General features: G+C 72.7%; 18 protein-coding genes. 13 read left to right on the forward strand and 5 right to left on the reverse strand.

From position 1 onward, the window contains the following. Positions 1 to 1197: an exonuclease SbcCD subunit D gene (locus tag U5C87_RS07030; protein ID WP_330475902.1), complete on the reverse strand. Its 1197-nt coding sequence runs from the start codon at positions 1195 to 1197 to the stop codon at positions 1 to 3. 290 nt (positions 1198 to 1487) lie between these two features. On the opposite strand from U5C87_RS07030, the gene U5C87_RS07035 reads away from it, so the two are divergent. From U5C87_RS07035 to U5C87_RS07045, 3 genes are read left to right on the forward strand one after another with little or no spacing between them, the layout of a single operon-like run. Further along, positions 1488 to 2255: a LamB/YcsF family protein gene (locus U5C87_RS07035; protein ID WP_330475903.1), complete on the forward strand. Its 768-nt coding sequence runs from the start codon at positions 1488 to 1490 to the stop codon at positions 2253 to 2255. Next, the gene (locus tag U5C87_RS07040) at positions 2255 to 2884 is read left to right on the forward strand and encodes a 5-oxoprolinase subunit B family protein (protein WP_330475904.1); all 630 of its coding nucleotides are present in this window, start codon (positions 2255 to 2257) and stop codon (positions 2882 to 2884) included. The genes U5C87_RS07035 and U5C87_RS07040 overlap by 1 nt, the downstream gene beginning before the upstream one ends. Continuing rightward, positions 2881 to 3741, forward strand: a complete 861-nt coding sequence (locus U5C87_RS07045) for a biotin-dependent carboxyltransferase family protein (RefSeq protein ID WP_330475905.1) — start codon at positions 2881 to 2883, stop codon at positions 3739 to 3741. The genes U5C87_RS07040 and U5C87_RS07045 overlap by 4 nt, the downstream gene beginning before the upstream one ends. A 97-nt stretch (positions 3742 to 3838) precedes the next feature. On the opposite strand, the gene U5C87_RS07050 is transcribed toward U5C87_RS07045, so the two are convergent. Together U5C87_RS07050 and U5C87_RS07055 are read right to left on the reverse strand one after the other, a co-directional pair. Further along, the gene (locus tag U5C87_RS07050) at positions 3839 to 4216 is read right to left on the reverse strand and encodes a phage holin family protein (protein ID WP_030200652.1); all 378 of its coding nucleotides are present in this window, start codon (positions 4214 to 4216) and stop codon (positions 3839 to 3841) included. Between the two features lie 4 nt (positions 4217 to 4220). Continuing rightward, a complete protein-coding gene (locus U5C87_RS07055) occupies positions 4221 to 5309 on the reverse strand; it encodes a 6-phosphofructokinase (RefSeq protein ID WP_330475906.1) in 1089 nt (362 codons plus the stop codon). 147 nt (positions 5310 to 5456) lie between these two features. On the opposite strand from U5C87_RS07055, the gene hisC reads away from it, so the two are divergent. The 7 genes from hisC (at position 5457) to U5C87_RS07090 (ending at position 11534) form a co-directional block, all read left to right on the forward strand. Continuing rightward, the gene (gene hisC, locus U5C87_RS07060; RefSeq protein WP_330475907.1) at positions 5457 to 6602 is read left to right on the forward strand and encodes a histidinol-phosphate transaminase; all 1146 of its coding nucleotides are present in this window, start codon (positions 5457 to 5459) and stop codon (positions 6600 to 6602) included. A gap of 91 nt (positions 6603 to 6693) precedes the next feature. Further along, a complete protein-coding gene (locus U5C87_RS07065) occupies positions 6694 to 7500 on the forward strand; it encodes a hypothetical protein (RefSeq protein ID WP_330475908.1) in 807 nt (268 codons plus the stop codon). Continuing rightward, entirely contained in the window at positions 7497 to 8189 is a 693-nt protein-coding gene (locus U5C87_RS07070) for a hypothetical protein (RefSeq protein WP_330475909.1), read from the forward strand. The genes U5C87_RS07065 and U5C87_RS07070 overlap by 4 nt, the downstream gene beginning before the upstream one ends. A 59-nt stretch (positions 8190 to 8248) precedes the next feature. Next, positions 8249 to 8959 carry a hypothetical protein gene (locus U5C87_RS07075; RefSeq protein WP_330475910.1) on the forward strand — a complete coding sequence of 237 codons (711 nt, stop codon included), beginning with the start codon at positions 8249 to 8251 and terminating at the stop codon, positions 8957 to 8959. Positions 8960 to 9079: 120 nt separating this feature from the next. Next, entirely contained in the window at positions 9080 to 9490 is a 411-nt protein-coding gene (locus U5C87_RS07080; RefSeq protein ID WP_330475911.1) for a glyoxalase superfamily protein, read from the forward strand. Further along, positions 9487 to 10044, forward strand: a complete 558-nt coding sequence (locus U5C87_RS07085; protein ID WP_330475912.1) for a hypothetical protein — start codon at positions 9487 to 9489, stop codon at positions 10042 to 10044. Before U5C87_RS07080 ends, U5C87_RS07085 begins: the two co-directional genes overlap by 4 nt. Positions 10045 to 10133: 89 nt before the next feature. Next, positions 10134 to 11534 carry an AAA family ATPase gene (locus U5C87_RS07090; protein ID WP_330475913.1) on the forward strand — a complete coding sequence of 467 codons (1401 nt, stop codon included), beginning with the start codon at positions 10134 to 10136 and terminating at the stop codon, positions 11532 to 11534. A gap of 54 nt (positions 11535 to 11588) precedes the next feature. On the opposite strand, the gene U5C87_RS07095 is transcribed toward U5C87_RS07090, so the two are convergent. Further along, positions 11589 to 11972 carry a hypothetical protein gene (locus U5C87_RS07095; RefSeq protein ID WP_330475914.1) on the reverse strand — a complete coding sequence of 128 codons (384 nt, stop codon included), beginning with the start codon at positions 11970 to 11972 and terminating at the stop codon, positions 11589 to 11591. 234 nt (positions 11973 to 12206) lie between these two features. Here U5C87_RS07095 and pdhA point away from each other — a divergent pair, with 234 nt between their 5' ends. The 3 genes from pdhA to U5C87_RS07110 are packed head-to-tail and all read left to right on the forward strand — an operon-like array spanning position 12207 to position 15820. Then, positions 12207 to 13361, forward strand: coding sequence for a pyruvate dehydrogenase (acetyl-transferring) E1 component subunit alpha (gene pdhA / locus U5C87_RS07100; RefSeq protein WP_030200681.1), 1155 nt, complete (start codon positions 12207 to 12209; stop codon positions 13359 to 13361). Then, a complete protein-coding gene (locus U5C87_RS07105) occupies positions 13361 to 14347 on the forward strand; it encodes an alpha-ketoacid dehydrogenase subunit beta (protein ID WP_330475915.1) in 987 nt (328 codons plus the stop codon). Before pdhA ends, U5C87_RS07105 begins: the two co-directional genes overlap by 1 nt. 15 nt (positions 14348 to 14362) lie before the next feature. Then, positions 14363 to 15820, forward strand: a complete 1458-nt coding sequence (locus U5C87_RS07110; protein WP_330475916.1) for a dihydrolipoamide acetyltransferase family protein — start codon at positions 14363 to 14365, stop codon at positions 15818 to 15820. Positions 15821 to 15992: 172 nt separating this feature from the next. Here U5C87_RS07110 and U5C87_RS07115 read toward each other — a convergent pair whose 3' ends face one another. Beyond that, positions 15993 to 17075, reverse strand: coding sequence for a YeiH family protein (locus U5C87_RS07115; RefSeq protein WP_330475917.1), 1083 nt, complete (start codon positions 17073 to 17075; stop codon positions 15993 to 15995). Between the last annotated feature and the right edge of the window lie 66 nt (positions 17076 to 17141).

The following is a 17141-nucleotide window of genomic DNA, read 5'->3' on the forward strand; positions in this document are numbered from 1 at the left end:
TCAGCCCACCTCCTGCGCCTCGGCGCGGTGCTGGGCCCGGACCGCAGCCTCGAAGCCCGCCTCGAAGACGTCGACCTCGCCGCCGCTCGCCTCGGTCTTGGTGACGTAGGCGATGAAGTCGGAGCCGAGCTCGCGCGGGTCGCGCTCGCTGACGACCGTCGTGCCCGACCGGCCGCGGTCGATGGCGCCCTCGGGCTCGTGGAAGACCTGAAGGGCGTGCGGGAAGCGGGACTTGAGCCGGTCCATGAGCGCGTCGGGTCGCACCCGGTCGGTGACCGTGATGCGCACCCACGCCGACTCGGCCGCGGCGAACGACGGCGACTCGAGCAGCTCGTCGAGGGACCCACGTAATGTCGCCATCGCGCGCGGCTGCACGACCTCGACGGGTGTCACGCGAGCCGGCCCCGAGGCGTCGAGGTCGACGAGCAGGACGACCTTCTGCTGGTCCTGCTCGGAGAAGGAGTAGCGCAGCGGCGAGCCGGAGTAGCGCACGACCGACCCCTCGGCCGAGTCGGGAGCCTGCGGACCGTGGAGGTGCCCCAGCGCGGCGTAGTCGATGTCGTGGAAGACGGTGCCGGCCACGCGGTCGACGCCGCCGACCATGATCGAGCGCTCGGAGTCACTCGGCTCGGCGCCGGCGACGAAGGCGTGCGCCAGCACGACCGAGCGCACACCCGGACGGTCGGCGAGGTCGGCGCGGATGCGGTCGCAGGCCGCCCCGACGACGGCTTGGTGCGAGCGCGGCAGCGGCTCCCTGCCACCGGCCAGCGCAACTCGCGCGTGGTCGGGGTCGAGGTAGGGGATGCCGTAGACCGCGGCCCGCACGCCGTCGCTGCCCTCGAGCAGCATGGGCAGGTCGAGCTGGCCGAGATCGGTGACCATGCGGATGCTGTCGCGGAAGAGTCCCGCGCCGTAGCCGAGGCGGATCGCCGAGTCGTGGTTGCCCGAGGTGACGACGACCGTCGTCACCTCCGACAGTCGCGAGAGGGTCCACTCGAAGAGCTGCACCGACTCGACGGGCGGCACGCCGCGGTCGTAGACGTCACCGGCGACGAGCACGGCGTCGATCGGCACCCCGTCGGGAGGGTCCTCGACGAGCTCGCAGATGCGCTCCAGGACAGCCGTCTGCGCCTCGTGGAGGTTCACGCCGTGGAGCGTGCGCCCGAGGTGCCAGTCGGAGGTGTGGAGCAACCGCATGCCACGACGGTAGGACCCTGCACCGACACCCTCACCACCGACACCCCGGTGGGCGTGGCGCGGCCAGAGGCACGGCCTGCGCGTCGGGCAGTCCGGGGAGGCCGGGGCGCAGCTCGGCCTGCAGCCCCTCGAACAACGTGGAGAGGTCCACGCTGCTCGCCGGCGGTTATCGTCGTCCATGGTCGTGTCCACCTTCGTCATCGCCAGGCGTCAGGAGCAGCCGACATGAGCCCGACCCCGCCCGTGGCCCCGGTCGACCCTCTCGTCGGCACGGCGGTACGGTCCGCCCCATGAGCGCCATCGACCTCAACAGCGACCTCGGTGAGGGCTTCGGCCGGTGGACCCTCGGCGACGACGAGGCCATGCTCCGCGTCGTCACGAGCGCCAACGTCGCCTGCGGCTTCCACGCCGGCGACCCGAGCATCCTGCGCCGGGTGTGCGCCCGCGCCGCCCAGCTCGGTGTAGCGGTCGGCGCCCAGGTGGGCTACCGGGACCTCGCCGGCTTCGGCCGGCGCCACATCGAGATGGATCCGGCCGAGCTCGTCGACGAGCTGATCTACCAGATCGCGGCGCTGCACGGCATCGCGGGCGTGGAGGGGGCTCGTGTCAGCTACGTCAAGCCGCACGGCGCCCTCTACAACGCAGCGGCGAGCAACCCCGTGACTGCCGGCGCTGTCACCGAGGCGGTCGCCCTCTTCGACCGGTCGATGCCGGTCCTGGGCCTCGCCGGCTCCGAGCTGCTCGTCCGCGCCGAGGCCGACGGTCTGACCGCGGTCGCCGAGGCCTTCGCCGACCGGGCCTACACCCCCGACGGCCTGCTCGTCTCGCGCCGTGAGCCGGGGGCCGTCATCCACGACGCCGACGTCGTCGCGCGCCGCTGCGTCCAGATGGCCACCGAAGGCACGGTCGTCGCCATCGACGGGAGCACGATCTCCGTTGCGGCGCAGTCGATCTGCATCCACGGTGACACCCCCGGCGCCGTCGAGATGGCGCTCGCCGTGCGTCGCGCGGTCGACGACGCCGGCGTCGCGCTCCGCCCGTTCACGGCCGTGCCCTGATGACACGCCTGCTGGCGGCTGGACACCGCGGGCTCCTCGTCGAGTGCGACGACCTGCCCCAGGTGATGGCCCTCCACCGCACGCTCGAGGAGGCCCGCGCCGGGGGCGCGCTGCCCGGCGTCGTCGACCTCGTGCCCGCGGCCCGGACGGTGCTCGTGACGTTCGACGACACCTCCTCGCACGGCCGGGTCGCCGAGGCGCTGGCGTCGCTCGACGTGCGCCCGGCCGACGACGAGCGGCCCGACCGCGAGGTCGAGGTGGCCGTGACCTACGACGGGGACGACCTGGACGAGGTGGCGCGCCTGTCCGGCCTGTCGGTGGAGGAGGTCGTGCGCCGCCACGGCGCCGCCACCTACCGCGTGGCGTTCACCGGCTTCGCACCCGGCTTCGCCTACCTCGTCGGGGGAGACGCCGCCCTCGTCGTGCCGCGCCGGGACACCCCGCGCACCCGCGTCCCCCGCGGCTCCGTCGCCCTGGCAGGCGAGTTCACCGGCATCTACCCGCAGGAGGGGCCGGGAGGCTGGCAGCTCATCGGTCGCACCGCGGCGCCGTTGTGGGACCTCGACCGCGAGCCGCCGGCCCTGCTCGCCCCGGGCACCCGGGTGCGCTTCACCAGGCGCGACCCGTGATCGAGGTGCTGCGGGCCGGGCCGCTGACGACGCTCCAGGACCTCGGCCGTCCCGGACTCGCGCACCTGGGCGTCGGTCGCTCCGGCGCCGTCGACCGTCCGAGCCTGCGCCTCGCCAACCGGCTCGTCGGCAACCCGGAGGGCGCGCCGGCGCTCGAGACGACCTTCGGCGGTCTGGTCCTGCGCTTCGCCGAGGCGGCCACGGTCGCCGTCACCGGCGCCCCGGCCCCGGTGTGCGTCGACGGCCGCGCGCACGCCGGCTGCACGCCCATCACCGTCAGGGCGGGTCAGGTGCTCGAGCTGGGGATGCCGACCCGCGGCGTGCGCACCTACCTGGCGCTGCGCGGCGGGGTCGCGTGCGAGCTCGTGCTCGGGTCGGCTGCCACCGACCTGCTCTCGCGCCTGGGCCCGGCCCCGTTGCGTGACGGCGACACCGTCGAGCTGGGCCGGCCCGCGGGTCCCATGCCGGGCGTCGACCACGCCGCCGTCGCGGCCCTCCCCGACGAGGTCGTGCTGCGTGCCGTCCCGGGTCCGCGCGCCGACTGGTTCACCGACGACTCGCTCACCCGCCTGGGCCGCGCCGCCTACGAGGTGACCTCCGCGTCCGACCGGATCGGGCTTCGGCTCGAGGGCCCCGCCCTGACGCGGCAGCGCACCCGCGAGCTGCCGTCCGAGGGCATCGTCGAGGGCGCCGTGCAGGTGCCGCCGGACGGTCGCCCGGTCATCTTCCTCGCCGACCACCCGGTCACCGGCGGCTATCCCGTCGTCGCCGTCGTGCACCCCGACGACGTGCCGCTCGCCGCGCAGGCGCGGCCCGGCCAGCCGTTGCGCTTCGCGCTCCAGCGCCCGCTGCTCTGACGCCCACTCGTCTGAGAAGGGTCGTATGCCGTGAGCCCGCCTTCCGGACGGAAGGCGGGCTCACGGCATTCAACGTCTGCGAGCGACGGAGGGGACCTCAGTCGGTCTTGATGAAGCTGAGGATCATCGACACGAAGGTGACGATGAGCGCGCCGAAGACGGCGTCCCAGAAGAAGTGGTCGACGTGGAAGGCGAGGTCGAACTTGCCGGCCAGCCACGACGTCAGCTCGAGCATCAGGGCGTTGACGATGAAGACGAACAGCCCCAGCGTCAGGATGATCAGCGGCAGCGAGATCAGCTTGAGCAGCGGCTTGATGAAGGCGTTCACGATGCCGAAGATCAGGGCGACGATGACGACCGTCTTGACGACCTGACCCGTGGTGTCGCCGCCGAAGGTGATGCCGGGGATGGCCCACGCGGCCACCCACAGGGCGACGGCGTTGATCACCGTCTGCAGCGCGAAGTTGAGGAGCATGCGCTCAGTGTTCCACGGGGGTGGGCGCGTCGGCGGGAAGACCGGGGTGCTCGTCGCCGGGGATGCGCGGCTGGAACATCGCGTTGAGCCGCAGCAGGTCCGGCTCGACCGTCTTGAGCGTGCCGACGGCGTCGGCGAGGGGCACGCGCTCGATGTGACCCCTCTGCAGCGCGACCATCTGGCCCCAGGCGCCGTCGAGGGCGGCCTCGACCGCAGCGACGCCGAACCGGGTGCCGAGCACGCGGTCGAAGGCGACGGGCGACCCGCCGCGCTGGATGTGGCCGAGCGCCGTCATGCGGCTCTCGATGCCGGTGCGGCCCTGGATCTCGCGGGCGAGGATCGAGCCGATGCCGCCGAGGATCTGGTGGCCGTACTTGTCGATCTCGGGCGCGGGGATCTCCATGGTGCCCGCCTTGGGCAGGGCGCCCTCGGCGACGACGACGATCGTCGCGAAGCGGCCCTTCTTGTGGCGGTGGACGATGCGCTCGCAGACCTCGTCGATGTCGAAGGGCTCCTCGGGCACCAGCGTGATGGCGGCGCCGCCGGCCAGGCCCGACCAGATCGCGATGTGGCCGACGTGGCGGCCCATGACCTCGACGACGAGGACGCGGTGGTGGCTCTCGGCCGTCGTGTGCAGCCGGTCGATGGCGTCGGTGCAGATCTGCACGGCCGTCTGGAAGCCGAAGGTCATCTCCGTCAGGGAGATGTCGTTGTCGATCGTCTTGGGCACGCCGATGACGGGGAAGCCGTTCTCGTGCAGCCGGTTGACGACTCCCATGGAGCCCTCGCCGCCGATGCCGATGATCGCGTCGAGGCCGTGCCGGTCGTAGGCCTTGCGTACGCGCTTGAGGCCGTCCTCGTGAGCGAACGGCTGGTCGCGCGACGTGCCGAGGATCGTGCCACCGAGGGGCAGGATGCCGCGGCACCGGTCGACGTCGAGGATCTCGTAGTCGTTGTCCATGACTCCGCGCCAGGCGTTGCGGAAGCCGATGACGGTGCTGTCGTAGGTGACCTCGGCGGCGCGGGTCGCGCCGCGGATGACGGCGTTGAGGCCGGGACAGTCCCCGCCCCCGGTGAGGATGCCGATGCGCATTGATAGGACTTTCGGAGAGTGGGCAGCAGACAGGGTGTCGTGGCGGCGCTGACGCGACGATGTGAGCCTAGCCACAGACTGGGCCTCACGTCAGCGGAGCGTCCATGGGCCGGTCGCTCCCGTGGACACTGCCTCTACAGTTCCGGTATGAGCGACACCACCGAGAGCGTGACCGAGAGTGCCACCCCGCAGGAGGCGTATGCCGCCCCGCCGGCGTCGGCGACCACGGTCCGCCTGCGCGAGGTGCTCGCGCAGATGCCCGACTACAAGCCCGGGAAGCCCGCGGCGGCACCTGCCGGCGTGACGGCCTACAAGCTGTCGTCCAACGAGAACCCGTACGGCCCGCTGCCCTCGGTGCTCGCCGCCATCGACGACGCGGCGACCACGGTCAACCGCTACCCCGACATGGCCGTCACGGCGCTCACCGAGCGCCTCGCCAAGGCGCTCGACGTGCCGGCCGAGTGCATCGCGACCGGCACCGGCTCGGTCGCCGTGCTGGCGCAGATCGTCAACGCCGCGTGCGACGCCGGCGACGAGGTCGTCTTCGCGTGGCGCTCCTTCGAGGCCTACCCGATCGTCACGCAGCTCGCCGGTGCCAAGCCGGTCATGGTGGGGCTCGACGAGCAGGCCCGCCACCGCCTCGACGCGATGTTCGCCGCGATCACCGACCGCACCCGCGTCATCCTCGTGTGCACGCCGAACAACCCGACCGGCCCGTGCGTGCACCAGGCCGAGCTCGAGGCGTTCCTCGACAAGGTCCCGGACGATGTCATCGTCGTCGTCGACGAGGCCTACGTCGAGTTCGTCCGCGACCCCGAGGCCGTGCGCGGGCTCGACGTGTGGCGCCACCGTCCCAACGTCGTCGTCCTGCGCACCTTCTCCAAGGCGTACGGCCTCGCCGGCCTGCGGGTGGGGTATGCCGTCGCGCACCCTCCCGTCGCCGCTGCCCTGCGCAAGACGGCCACGCCCTTCGGGGTCAACTCGGTCGCGCAGGTCGCGGCCATCGCCTCGCTCGACGCGTTCGACGAGCTGAACGAGCGCGTGGAGTCCCTTGTCGCAGAGCGCGACCGGGTCGTGCAGGCGCTCGCCGACCAGGGGTGGAGGCTGCCGCAGTCCGACGCGAACTTCGTGTGGTTCCCGCTGGGCGCCGACTCGACGGCGTTCTCCACGGCGTGCTCCGACGCCGGGCTCACGGTGCGGCAGTACGGCGACGACGGCGTGCGCGTCACGATCGGCGAGGTCGAGGCCAACTCGCGCCTGATCGAGGTCGCCGCAGCCTTCGGCCCTCGCTGACGGGCCCATCCGCGCCTTGCCGGGCGACAATGGCCTGAGCCGCGCCGACGCGCGGCGGTCGTCGTGGGCGGAGGTCGCGGACGTGGCGGACATGGCGGACGTGGCGGACGTGGCGGACGTGGCGGACGTGGCGTGGACGGGCAGGCGTGGCCGTTGGCTCGGTCGGCGCCTCAGCGGCTGCGTCGCGCTCCTCGGCGTCCTGCTCGTCGTCCCGTCGCTGCTCGCCCCGACGTGGGAGATGTCGGTGGCCGACCGCGAGCACGGCTCGCTCCTGTCCCGCCAGTGGGAGTGGAGCTGGGGCCGCGTGCGCGTGACCGGCCTCGAGGGCGTCGAGCTGCGCGACCAGTGGAACGTGCTGGGCCTGGCCGTGCTCGTGCTGCTCCTCGCCGCGGCCCTCGTGGGCGTTGTCGTCTGGTTCTTCCCGCGGGTGGCCTGGGGTCGCACGATGGGGCTGGTGACGATCGGTCTGCTCGCCGGCCGGGTGCTGACGACGGTGGGCGACCGGGTGGGCCGCTCGCTGGGGGAGCTCGACCGGGGCGCGTCCGGGCTCACGGTGCGCACCGAGATGACCTCGGCCGGCTCGCTCGAGACGGCGGCAGCGGTCGTCCTGCTGCTGGCCGTGGTGCTCCTGGCGCTGACGGCGGTGCGTCCGGTCGACCGCGACGTCACCGTGCCGCCCGGGAGGTCGCGCCCTGACGACGTCGACCCGTCGACCCCCACCGACTCCGGTCGCTCCGCCGGACTGCGGCCCGCGGGGGAGCACCTGTCGGCCGCACCCGTGTCGTTCGGTGCGGTCGACGGCACGGGCAGTGCAGACTCGGCACCCGGGGCGCACGCCAAGGGGCGGGCACAGAGGCACACGCCGGCCGAGCCGGGCGGGACAGGGGCAGGACCGTGAGGGACCTCAGGCAGCACGTCGTCCCGGGCAGGGCGAGCGGCTCGCTCGTCGGACTCGTCGGGGTGCTCCTGGCGCTGCCCACCCTGGTGCTCCCCGTACAGAAGGTCCGCGACAAGGGCACGGTCCCGACCAGCGCGGACCTGCCACCCTTCGAGCAGTCCTACTGGAGCTGGGGGCGCGCCGTCGACTCGACGCCCGGCCTCGACGTCGCACGCGACGCGAACGTCTTCGAGATCAGCAACACGGCCGGACTCGTCGTCCTCGTCATCGCTCTGGCCGTGGGGCTGGCCGGTGTGGCTGCGCACGCGTTCCGTGCCGGTTCGGTGGGCATCGTGTTCGGCGCCGCCGGACTGGCGTGGACGGCATCGGCCGTGGTCGGCGGTCTCGTGCGCCGGCTGGCCGACGCCCTTTTCGGCGCGTTCGGGGAGGAGCAGGTCATCATCGAGACCCTGCCGGTGGGCGTCCTCGAGATGGCGTCGGCGGGCCTGCTCGTCGCTGCCCTCGGTCTCGTCGTGTGGCGTCCCTTCGTCTCGCTCGTGCGACCCGAGATGGCCGTCGGAACGGTCGACCCGGTGGTCCGGGAAGGCGGAGCCGCGGTCGTCCGGCCACCCGCCTCGACGGGACCGGCTGTCGGATTCTCGGACGACAAGGCAGACACCGACCCGGAGAGGTTCGGGCGCTCGCGATGAGTGGGGGAGCGAGTGCCGTCGCGTCATCCGCCGGGTGGGACCGACCGGACCGATGGCGTATGCGTGTGGCCACCGCCGCGCTCGGTGCCTCGGGGGTGCTGCTGGCGGCGTCCACCGCGGTGTGGCCGACGCGCATCCTCGCCGTGCGCGTGCCCGAGGTCGGGGACTTCACCAAGGGCTACGAGCAGAGCATCTGGTCCTGGGGGCGGCAGGTCGTCTACACCTCCGACGGGGTCCCGCTCGACGCCTTCGCCCAGCCCGACCCCGTGGCGCGGCTCGTGCTCCTCGTCGTCGTGCTGCTGCTGGCCGCGGCGGGCGTCACGGCGTGGCTCCTCCGCCCCGGACTCGAGGGTCGGCTGCTCGCTGCCGTCGGGCTGGCGCTGGCGCTGGCGACGGTGGCGGCGTCCGTCTTCGAGCGGGTCTCGTTCGACGACCGGTCGCTGGGCCTGCAGCCGGGACTCGTCGACATCACCACGGCCGCGGGATGGCTCGAGGTGGCCGCGGCCGTCCTGCTGGCGCTGGCCCTCGCCCTTGTCGTCGCGCCGGTCGCGCTGCCGGGACCGGCGACTGCCGCGTCCGCGCGGGTGTCCGCCGCAGCCGCCCGGCTCGCAGGACGGCGCCCGACGGACCCGGCCGACCCGGCCCCGGCGGCCCAGCCTGTGGCCCGACCCGTCGCGACCCTGCGCGAGGGCACGTCACCCGGCTCCACGCATACGCCCTCGGTGGGGTTCAGGGACGACGACGAGCCGCCGCGGCGACAGCCCGGCTGACGGTCTGCGCCCTCCTCCGCGGGTTGCGGCACGGCACGCACGGCGCACCGCGCGGAGCGAACCGGAACTCGCGTGTGCCGCTCGCCCCCGCGTGTCGGTGTCCGCGCCTACCGTCTGAGCATGGATATGAAGCTCGAGCTGGTGGCGGTGCCCGTGACCGATGTCGACCGGGCCAAGGAATTCTACGTCGAGAGGGTCGGTTTCAACGCCGACCACGATCACACGGTGAGCGACGAGGTGCGGTTCGTCCAGCTGACGCCGCCCGGCTCGGCCTGCTCGATCGCCATCGGCAAGGGCCTGACCCAGATCGTGCCCGGGGGCCTCGACAACCTCCAGATGGTCGTGGCCGACGCCGACGCGATCCGGGCCGAGCTCGTCGGGCGAGGCGTCGCGGTGTCCGAGATCGACGAGCAGCCCTGGGGCCGCTTCGCCTACTTCACCGACCCCGACGGCAACCGCTGGTCGCTGCAGGAGGTGCCGGCCTGGTCAGCTGCCGACGACGAGCGAGCCGATCCGCAGACGAGCGCGTGACCGTGCTGGTGACGCTCCGCCGAGCCGCCCCGCTGCTGCTCGTCGCAGGGGCTGTCCTGCTGGGCGCCGTCCTGGTGTGGCCGGCGCAGCACCTCGTGTCCCGCACAGGCGCCGGCGCAGAACACCTGGTCGGCATCTGGTTCGACGGGCGCGTGCGCGGGGTGAGCGAGGCGATCTCGGCGAACGGTGGCAGCTCACCCGGGCGCGTCGCGCTCGTCGCCGCGGCCATGGTGCTGCTGCTCACGGCGGCTGCGGCGTGGGTGTCGTGGGCGGGGCACGAGACATCGGCCCGTCGCGGACCGCATGCCACGCGAGGGCCGGCGGCAGCCGCGGTGGTCGCCGCAGTCCTCGCCGCGGCGGCCACCGTGGTGATCGCCGTCGTGCTCGCCCGCAGCGAGCCCGCCTCGTTCGGGTGGGCGTCCACCCGCGAGATCGGGCAGCTGGAGTTCGAGCGCACCCTCGTCGCGTTCTTCGTGCCCGCTGCCGCGGCTCTCGGCGCGCTCGCCGTCGTCGCCATGCTCGTCACCCTGGTCCGTCGGCGCCCGACGGCCTGACGAGGACCAGCAGCACCTCCGGCGAGCCGACCGGGGAGGCGTCCGGCGACATCGGGACCGGTGTCGGCGCCGGCGCCTACCTTCGGGGCATGCTCACCGCCGTCGCCGTGTCCGGCTACCGCTCCCTGCGTGACGTCGTGGTCCCGCTGCACGGCCTCGACGTCGTCACCGGAGCCAACGGCAGCGGCAAGTCGAGCCTCTACCGGTCGCTGCGGCTGCTCGCCGGCTGCGGTCGGGGCGACGTCATCGGCACGCTCGCGCGCGAGGGCGGTCTGCAGTCCGCGCTCTGGGCCGGCCCGGCCACGCTCGGCGGCGCGCGCGACCGTGGCCACGCCGTGCAGGGCACCCGGCGCAAGGGCCCGATCAGCCTCCAGCTCGGCTTCGCCTCCGACGACTTCGGCTACCTCGTCGACCTCGGCCTGCCGCAGCAGGCGTCGGGTAGCGACGCCGGCTCGCCGTCGGCCTTCCTGCGCGACCCCGAGATCAAGCGCGAGGTCGTGTGGGCCGGTCCCGTCATGCGGCCGGCGTCCGTCCTCGTGCGGCGCCGCTGGGGCGTCGTCGAGACCCGCGCGACGAGCGCCGACGACGACGGCTGGGGCTCGGAGTGGGGCGGGGCCGGCGAGGACGACGGTGCGTCGGAGTGGGAGTCCGACCCTGTGGAGCAGCCCGGCTCGCGGACCGGCTCGCTGGCGGCCTACAAGGATCCGGCCGGAGTCCTGGGTCGAGCCCCCGGCGGCGGCTCCCGCACGGTACGTCCGGGGTGGACCGAGCTCACCCGGTCCCTGCGCCCGTGGGAGAGCATGCTGACCGAGCTCGCCGACCCCGAGCGGGCGCCCGAGCTGCTCCGTGTCCGTCGGATGATCCGGGGCTGGCGCTTCTACGACGGCTTCCGGGCCGACGCCGGCGCGCCGGCCCGCACGCCCCAGGTCGGCACCCGCACCCCGGTGCTCGCCGACGACGGTCGCGACCTCGCGGCGGCGCTCCAGACGATCCGCGAGAACGGCCGGTCCGAGCTCGACCGCGCCGTCGCCGACGCCTTCGACGGCGCGATCCTCGAGGTGACCGTCGACGGTGGCCGCTTCGACGTGGCGCTGCACCAGCCGGGCATGCTGCGTCCGCTCGCGGGAGCCGAGCTCTCCGACGGCACCCTGCGCTACCTGCTCCTCGTCGCGGCCCTGCTGACGCCCGACCCGCCGCCGCTCATGGTGCTCAACGAGCCCGAGACCTCGCTCCACCCCGAGCTGCTGGCGCCCTTGGCGCGCCTCATCCGCGCCGCGGCCGAGCGCAGCCAGGTCATGGTCGTCTCCCACTCCAACGCCCTGATCCGCGAGCTCGGCGTCGTCGACCCGGACGACGAGGACGACGACCTCCCGGTGGGGCTCGCTTCGCCCGCCCGAGGCATCACCCTCGTCAAGGACCTCGGCGAGACGTTCGTGCAGGGTCAGGGCCTGCTCAGCACCCCGGCCTGGAGCTGGGGCACCCGTCGCTGACCGCGCCGTCGAGACCGCCCCGGCCACACGGCATACGCCCTCGGCCGTGGGGGCTCAGGAACTGGCGTTGCCGACCGTGCGCGCCGGAGGCTGGTCCGGGTCCACGGGGCCGGGGCTGCGCCGGATCCGGGAGGCCGCGAACGTCGTCCAGGCGGCCTCGACCAGCAGGCAGCAGGCAAAGCCACCCACGAGCCAGGTGAACGGCTCGAAGACCCCTCGGACCGTGAGCCAGACGAAGCAGGCGGCTCCCACGACCCGCCACCCGGCCAGGGCGGGGTAGAGCTGCGCCCAGTCGAGGGCCGTGGTCCACGTCGCGCGGTCGGTGCGAGGTCGGTGCCCCTTCACGGCAGCGAGCACCAGCTCGCGCCGGGTCCGGAGCGGCAGCGACCGCCAGGTCTTGCTGACGGCCCATCTGTTCGTGCGGTCCGGTGCTGCCACGGGGTCCCCTGTCCTCGACGGTCCGGTCATCGTCGCACGGGTGGGACGACCTCGCGCGGGCGTCCCCGTCCCGCATTGTGAGATTTGCAGGCCTCTCCGGTAAGTTCCGGGTCGAGGACCAAGCACGTGTCCGTCGTCACGAACGGCGGCCTTGCGCCCCCAGAAGCCGACGAGCGGGTGACCCCCGTTTGCGGGCCGAACGAGTAGGCCGGTCTCACCGGCGAAGGAGCCCCAGTGAGCGACAAGGTTGTCGCCGAGCTGCAGGAGCCGACCCCCGCGGTCGGCGACGGTGGCCCGGACATGATCCAGCTGCTGACCCCCGAAGGTCAGCGTGTGTCCCACCCCGACTACGACAAGTACGTCGCGGACCTGACGCCCGAGGACCTGCGGAGCTTCTACCGCGACCTCGTCCTCATCCGGCGCCTCGACGCCGAGGGCTACGCGCTCCAGCGCCAGGGCGAGCTCGGCCTGTGGCCCAGCCTGCTCGGCCAGGAGGCCGCCCAGGTCGGCTCCGGCCGCGCGCTCAAGCCGCACGACTTCGTCTTCCCGACCTACCGCGAGCACGGCGTCGGCTTCGTGCGCGGCATGGACCCGCAGAGCTCGCTGCAGCTCTTCCGCGGCGTCAGCCAGGGCGGCTGGGACCCGCAGGAGAACAACTTCCACCTCTACACGATCGTCATCGGGGCCCAGGCGCTGCACGCCACCGGCTACGCGATGGGCGTGCGGATGGACGGCAACGTCGGCACCGGCGACCCCGACCGCGACACCGCGGTGATCTGCTACTTCGGTGACGGCGCCTCCTCGCAGGGCGACGTCAACGAGGCGTTCGTCTACGCGGCGAGCTTCGATGCTCCCGTCGTCTTCTTCTGCCAGAACAACCAGTGGGCCATCTCCGAGCCCGTCGAGAAGCAGACCCGCATCCCGCTCTTCCAGCGCGCCCGCGGCTTCGGCTTCCCCGGCGTCCGCGTCGACGGCAACGACATCCTCGCCACGTATGCCGTGACGCAGCACTGCCTGGACGAGGCCCGCAACGGCAACGGCCCGCTGCTCATCGAGGCCTACACCTACCGCATGGGTGCGCACACGACCGCTGACGACCCGACGAAGTACCGCGTCTCGGCCGAGGTCGAGGAGTGGAAGTTCCGCGACCCGATCCTGCGCCTCAAGACGCTGCTGGCCCACGAGGGCATGGCGGACGAGGCCTTCTTCACCCGCATCGACGAGGAGGCCGACCAGTTCGCCGCCGAGCTGCGCGAGGGCTGCGTCACGATGGAGACGATGCCCGGCGAGACGATGTGGGACCACGTCTACGCCGAGGACCACCCCGTCATGGAGGCGGAGCGTGCCGCCTACCTCGCCTACAAGGCGAGCTTCGAGGAGGCGAACTGATGGCGCTCGAGAAGGTCACCCTCGGCAAGAGCATCACCAACGGCCTGCGCAAGGCCATGGAGGCCGACCCCAAGGTCGTGCTCATCGGTGAGGACATCGGCAAGCTCGGCGGCGTCTTCCGCATCACCGAGGGCCTGCAGAAGGACTTCGGCGAGGACCGGGTGATCGACAGCCCGCTCGCAGAGTCGGGCATCGTCGGCACCGCGGTCGGCATGGCCCTGCGCGGCTACCGCCCCGTCTGCGAGATCCAGTTCGACGGCTTCGTCTACCCGGCCTTCGACCAGATCGTCAGTCAGGTCGCCAAGATGCACGCCCGTGCGCTCGGCGCCGTGAAGATCCCGATGGTCATCCGCATCCCGTTCGGCGGCGGCATCGGCAGCCCGGAGCACCACTCCGAGAGCCCCGAGGCCTACTTCGCCCACACCGCGGGCCTGCGCGTCGTCGCGTGCAGCAACCCCGAGGACGCCCACTGGATGATCCAGCAGGCCGTCGCGTGCGACGACCCGGTGATCTTCTTCGAGCCGAAGCGCCGCTACCACGACCGCGCCGAGTACGACACGTCGCTGACGAGCGCCCCGCGGGGACTCTTCGAGGCCAACGTGCTGCGCGAGGGCACCGACGTGACGCTCGTCGGCTACGGCCCCGTCGTCAAGACGATGCTCGAGTCGGCGGCCGCCGCCGAGGCGGAGGGCACGAGCATCGAGGTCATCGACCTGCGCTCGCTCTCGCCGCTCCCCATCGACACGATCGTCGCGTCGGTCCGCAAGACCGGCCGCCTCGTCGTCGTGCACGAGGCGAGCAGCTTCCTCGGCATGGCGTCGGAGATCTCGGCGCAGGTCACCGAGCAGTGCTTCTACGAGCTCGAGGCGCCGGTCATCCGCGTCAACGGGGCCAACATCCCCTACCCGCCGAGCCGGATGGAGGAGGAGTTCCTCCCCGACCTCGACCGCATCCTCGACGGCGTCGACCGCGCGCTCGCGTACTGAGAAGGGCTGCGACACATGGCAATCAAGACGTTCAACCTGCCCGACCCCGGTGAGGGCCTCGTCGAGGCCGAGATCGTGGAGTGGAAGGTGAAGCCCGGCGACACCGTCAAGGTCAACGACATGGTGCTCGAGATCGAGACGGCCAAGTCGCTCGTCGAGCTGCCCATCCCGTGGGCCGGCACCGTCAAGGACCTGCTCGTCGAGGTCGGCCAGACCATCGACGTCGGCACGCCGATCATCTCGATCGACGACGGCCTGGGCGGTGACGAAGCCCCCGCGGTCGCGCCGTCCATCCCCGGCGAGAAGGCCGCTCCGGCCGAAGGTGCCTCCGAGGCGATCCTCGTCGGCTACGGCGCCAAGGCCGGCGCCACCGCCCGTCGGGCCCGCAAGGGCTCCGTCGCACCGGTGGCCGCTGCTCCGGTTGCTGCTGCCCGCACGGAGACCGAGCAGGTCGCCGCGGCGGCCCCGGTCGCCGAACCCGTGGTCCCGGCCGCGCGCGTCGAGTCGCCGGCGCCCGCCGTCCCGGCCGTTGCTCCTGCTGGTGGCCGGCCCAAGGCCAAGCCGCCCGTCCGCAAGCTCGCCAAGGACCTCGGCATCGACCTCGCGTCGGTCACCCCGACAGGTGTCGACGGCATCATCACGCGCGACGACGTGACCAACCACGCGAGTGGCGCGTCCATGAACGGCGCTGCAGCGCAAGCGGACTCGACCGCCGTCCCGGCCGCGACGGCATACCGCATGCCGTTCGGTGCGGGGGAGCGCGAGGAGCGCACGCCGATCAAGGGCGTGCGCAAGATGACTGCGCAGGCGATGGTCGGATCGGCCTTCACCGCGCCGCACGTCACCGAGTGGATCACCATCGACGTCACGAAGACGATGGAGCTCGTCGACCGCCTCAAGGGCAGCCGCGAGTTCAAGGACGTCAAGGTCACCCCGCTGCTCGTGCTCGCCCGGGCGCTCGTCCTCGCGGTCAGGCGCAACCCCGGCATGAACGCCACCTGGGACGAGGCCAACCAGGAGATCGTCCAGAAGAACTACGTCAACCTCGGCATCGCAGCGGCGACCCCGCGCGGCCTGATCGTCCCGAACATCAAGGACGCCCACGCCATGACGATGCTCGAGCTGGCGCAGGCCATCGGGCAGCTGACGGCGACGGCTCGCGAGGGTCGCACCCAGCCCGCCGAGATGTCGGGCGGCACGATGACGATCACCAACGTCGGCGTCTTCGGCGTCGACAGCGGCACCCCGATCATCAACCCGGGGGAGTCGGCGATCGTGTGCTTCGGCGCGATCCGCAAGCAGCCGTGGGTCGTCACCGACGCCGACGGCAACGACGAGATCGCGATCCGCCACGTCACGCAGCTCGCGGTCAGCTTCGACCACCGGCTCATCGACGGCGAGCTCGGCAGCCGCTTCCTCAGTGACCTCGCCGCCATCATGGCCGACCCGGCCCAGGCGCTCGTCTGGGGCTGACCCGCCTCGCCACTCAACCGTCGAAAGGCCACGTCTGGCCCTCGATCACCAGTCGAAAGGCCAGCTCTCGTCCGGAGAGCTGGCCTTTCGACGTGTGAGGCAGGGCGACTCGTGGCCTCTCGACGTGGGGGAGGGGGCCACTCGTGGCCTCTCGACGGTGGAGTCGGGTGGGTCAGGTCGCAAGGAGGATGCCGCCGAGCGCGACCACGGCCACCCACACGGTCGTCGCCGCCGCGAGCACGAAGGGGCGGGGTCCGACTCGTCGCAGGGAGGCGACCCGCACGCCCGTGCCGAGGGCGAACATGGCAATCGTGAGCAGGGCGGTCTCACCCCACTTCGCCAGCGAGAGCACGCCGGTCGGCAGCACCCCCGTCGTGCGCAGCGCCATGAGCGCGACGAAGCCCACGACGAAGAGCGGCACCAGGGGCGGACGCCCGCCGCGGCCCCCGCCCGCCGACTCCTCAGCCGCTGACCCGTCACCCGAAGTCCCTGCGCCGGACTCGCCCGCGCGCCGCCGCTCAGCGAGGCCGATGAGGGCCAGCACCGGGGCGAGCATGAGCACGCGGCCCAGCTTGACGACGACGCCCACCGCCAAGGCGCTGCTGCCGATGACGTCCGACGCGGCCACCACCTGGGCCACCTCGTGGATCGAGGCCCCGGCCCACATGCCGGCCTGCACCGGCGCCAGCCCGATCCATCCAGCGGCCAGGGGGAGCAGCGGGATCATGGCGGTCCCGAAGAGCACGACGAGAGCGACCGACGTCACGAGCTCGTCGTCCTCCGACTCGATGACGCCGTCGACGGCCGCCGCGGCCGCTGCTCCGCAGATCGAGAAGCCGCCGGCGATGAGAAGGGTCTGCGAGCGGCTGAGGCCGAGCAGCCGCCCCACGACCACGCCGCCGGCGATCCCGAGGGTCACGACCGCGACGACTGCGGCGATGACTCCCCAGCCCAGCCGGAGCACGTCGCCGAGAGCCAGCTGGAGCCCGAGCAGGGCGACGCCGAGCCGGAGCAGTCGTCTGGACGCCACCGCGAGTCCCGGCTCGAGGCGGGCACCGACCCGGCCCGTGTTGGCGAGGGTGGCGCCGACGACGATCGCCACGAGCAGCGGGCTGAGCGAGGGTACCCAGCGGTTGAAGCCGAGGGCAGCTGCCGAAACCGCTGCACCCAGCGCGAGGCCCGGGAGCGCACGCGCCACCCCGCGCGAGCGTGGGGCCGAGCTGGCGGACTGCTGCGGGCCGACAGTGGTGGACATGATGACCAGACTCGACCCCGGAGCGCACGACCGGTAGCCGGAGATTGTGCATGCATCCATATCCAA

The organism is Terrabacter sp. C0L_2, assembly GCF_036352015.1.
Lineage (GTDB): Bacteria > Actinomycetota > Actinomycetes > Actinomycetales > Dermatophilaceae > Terrabacter > Terrabacter tumescens.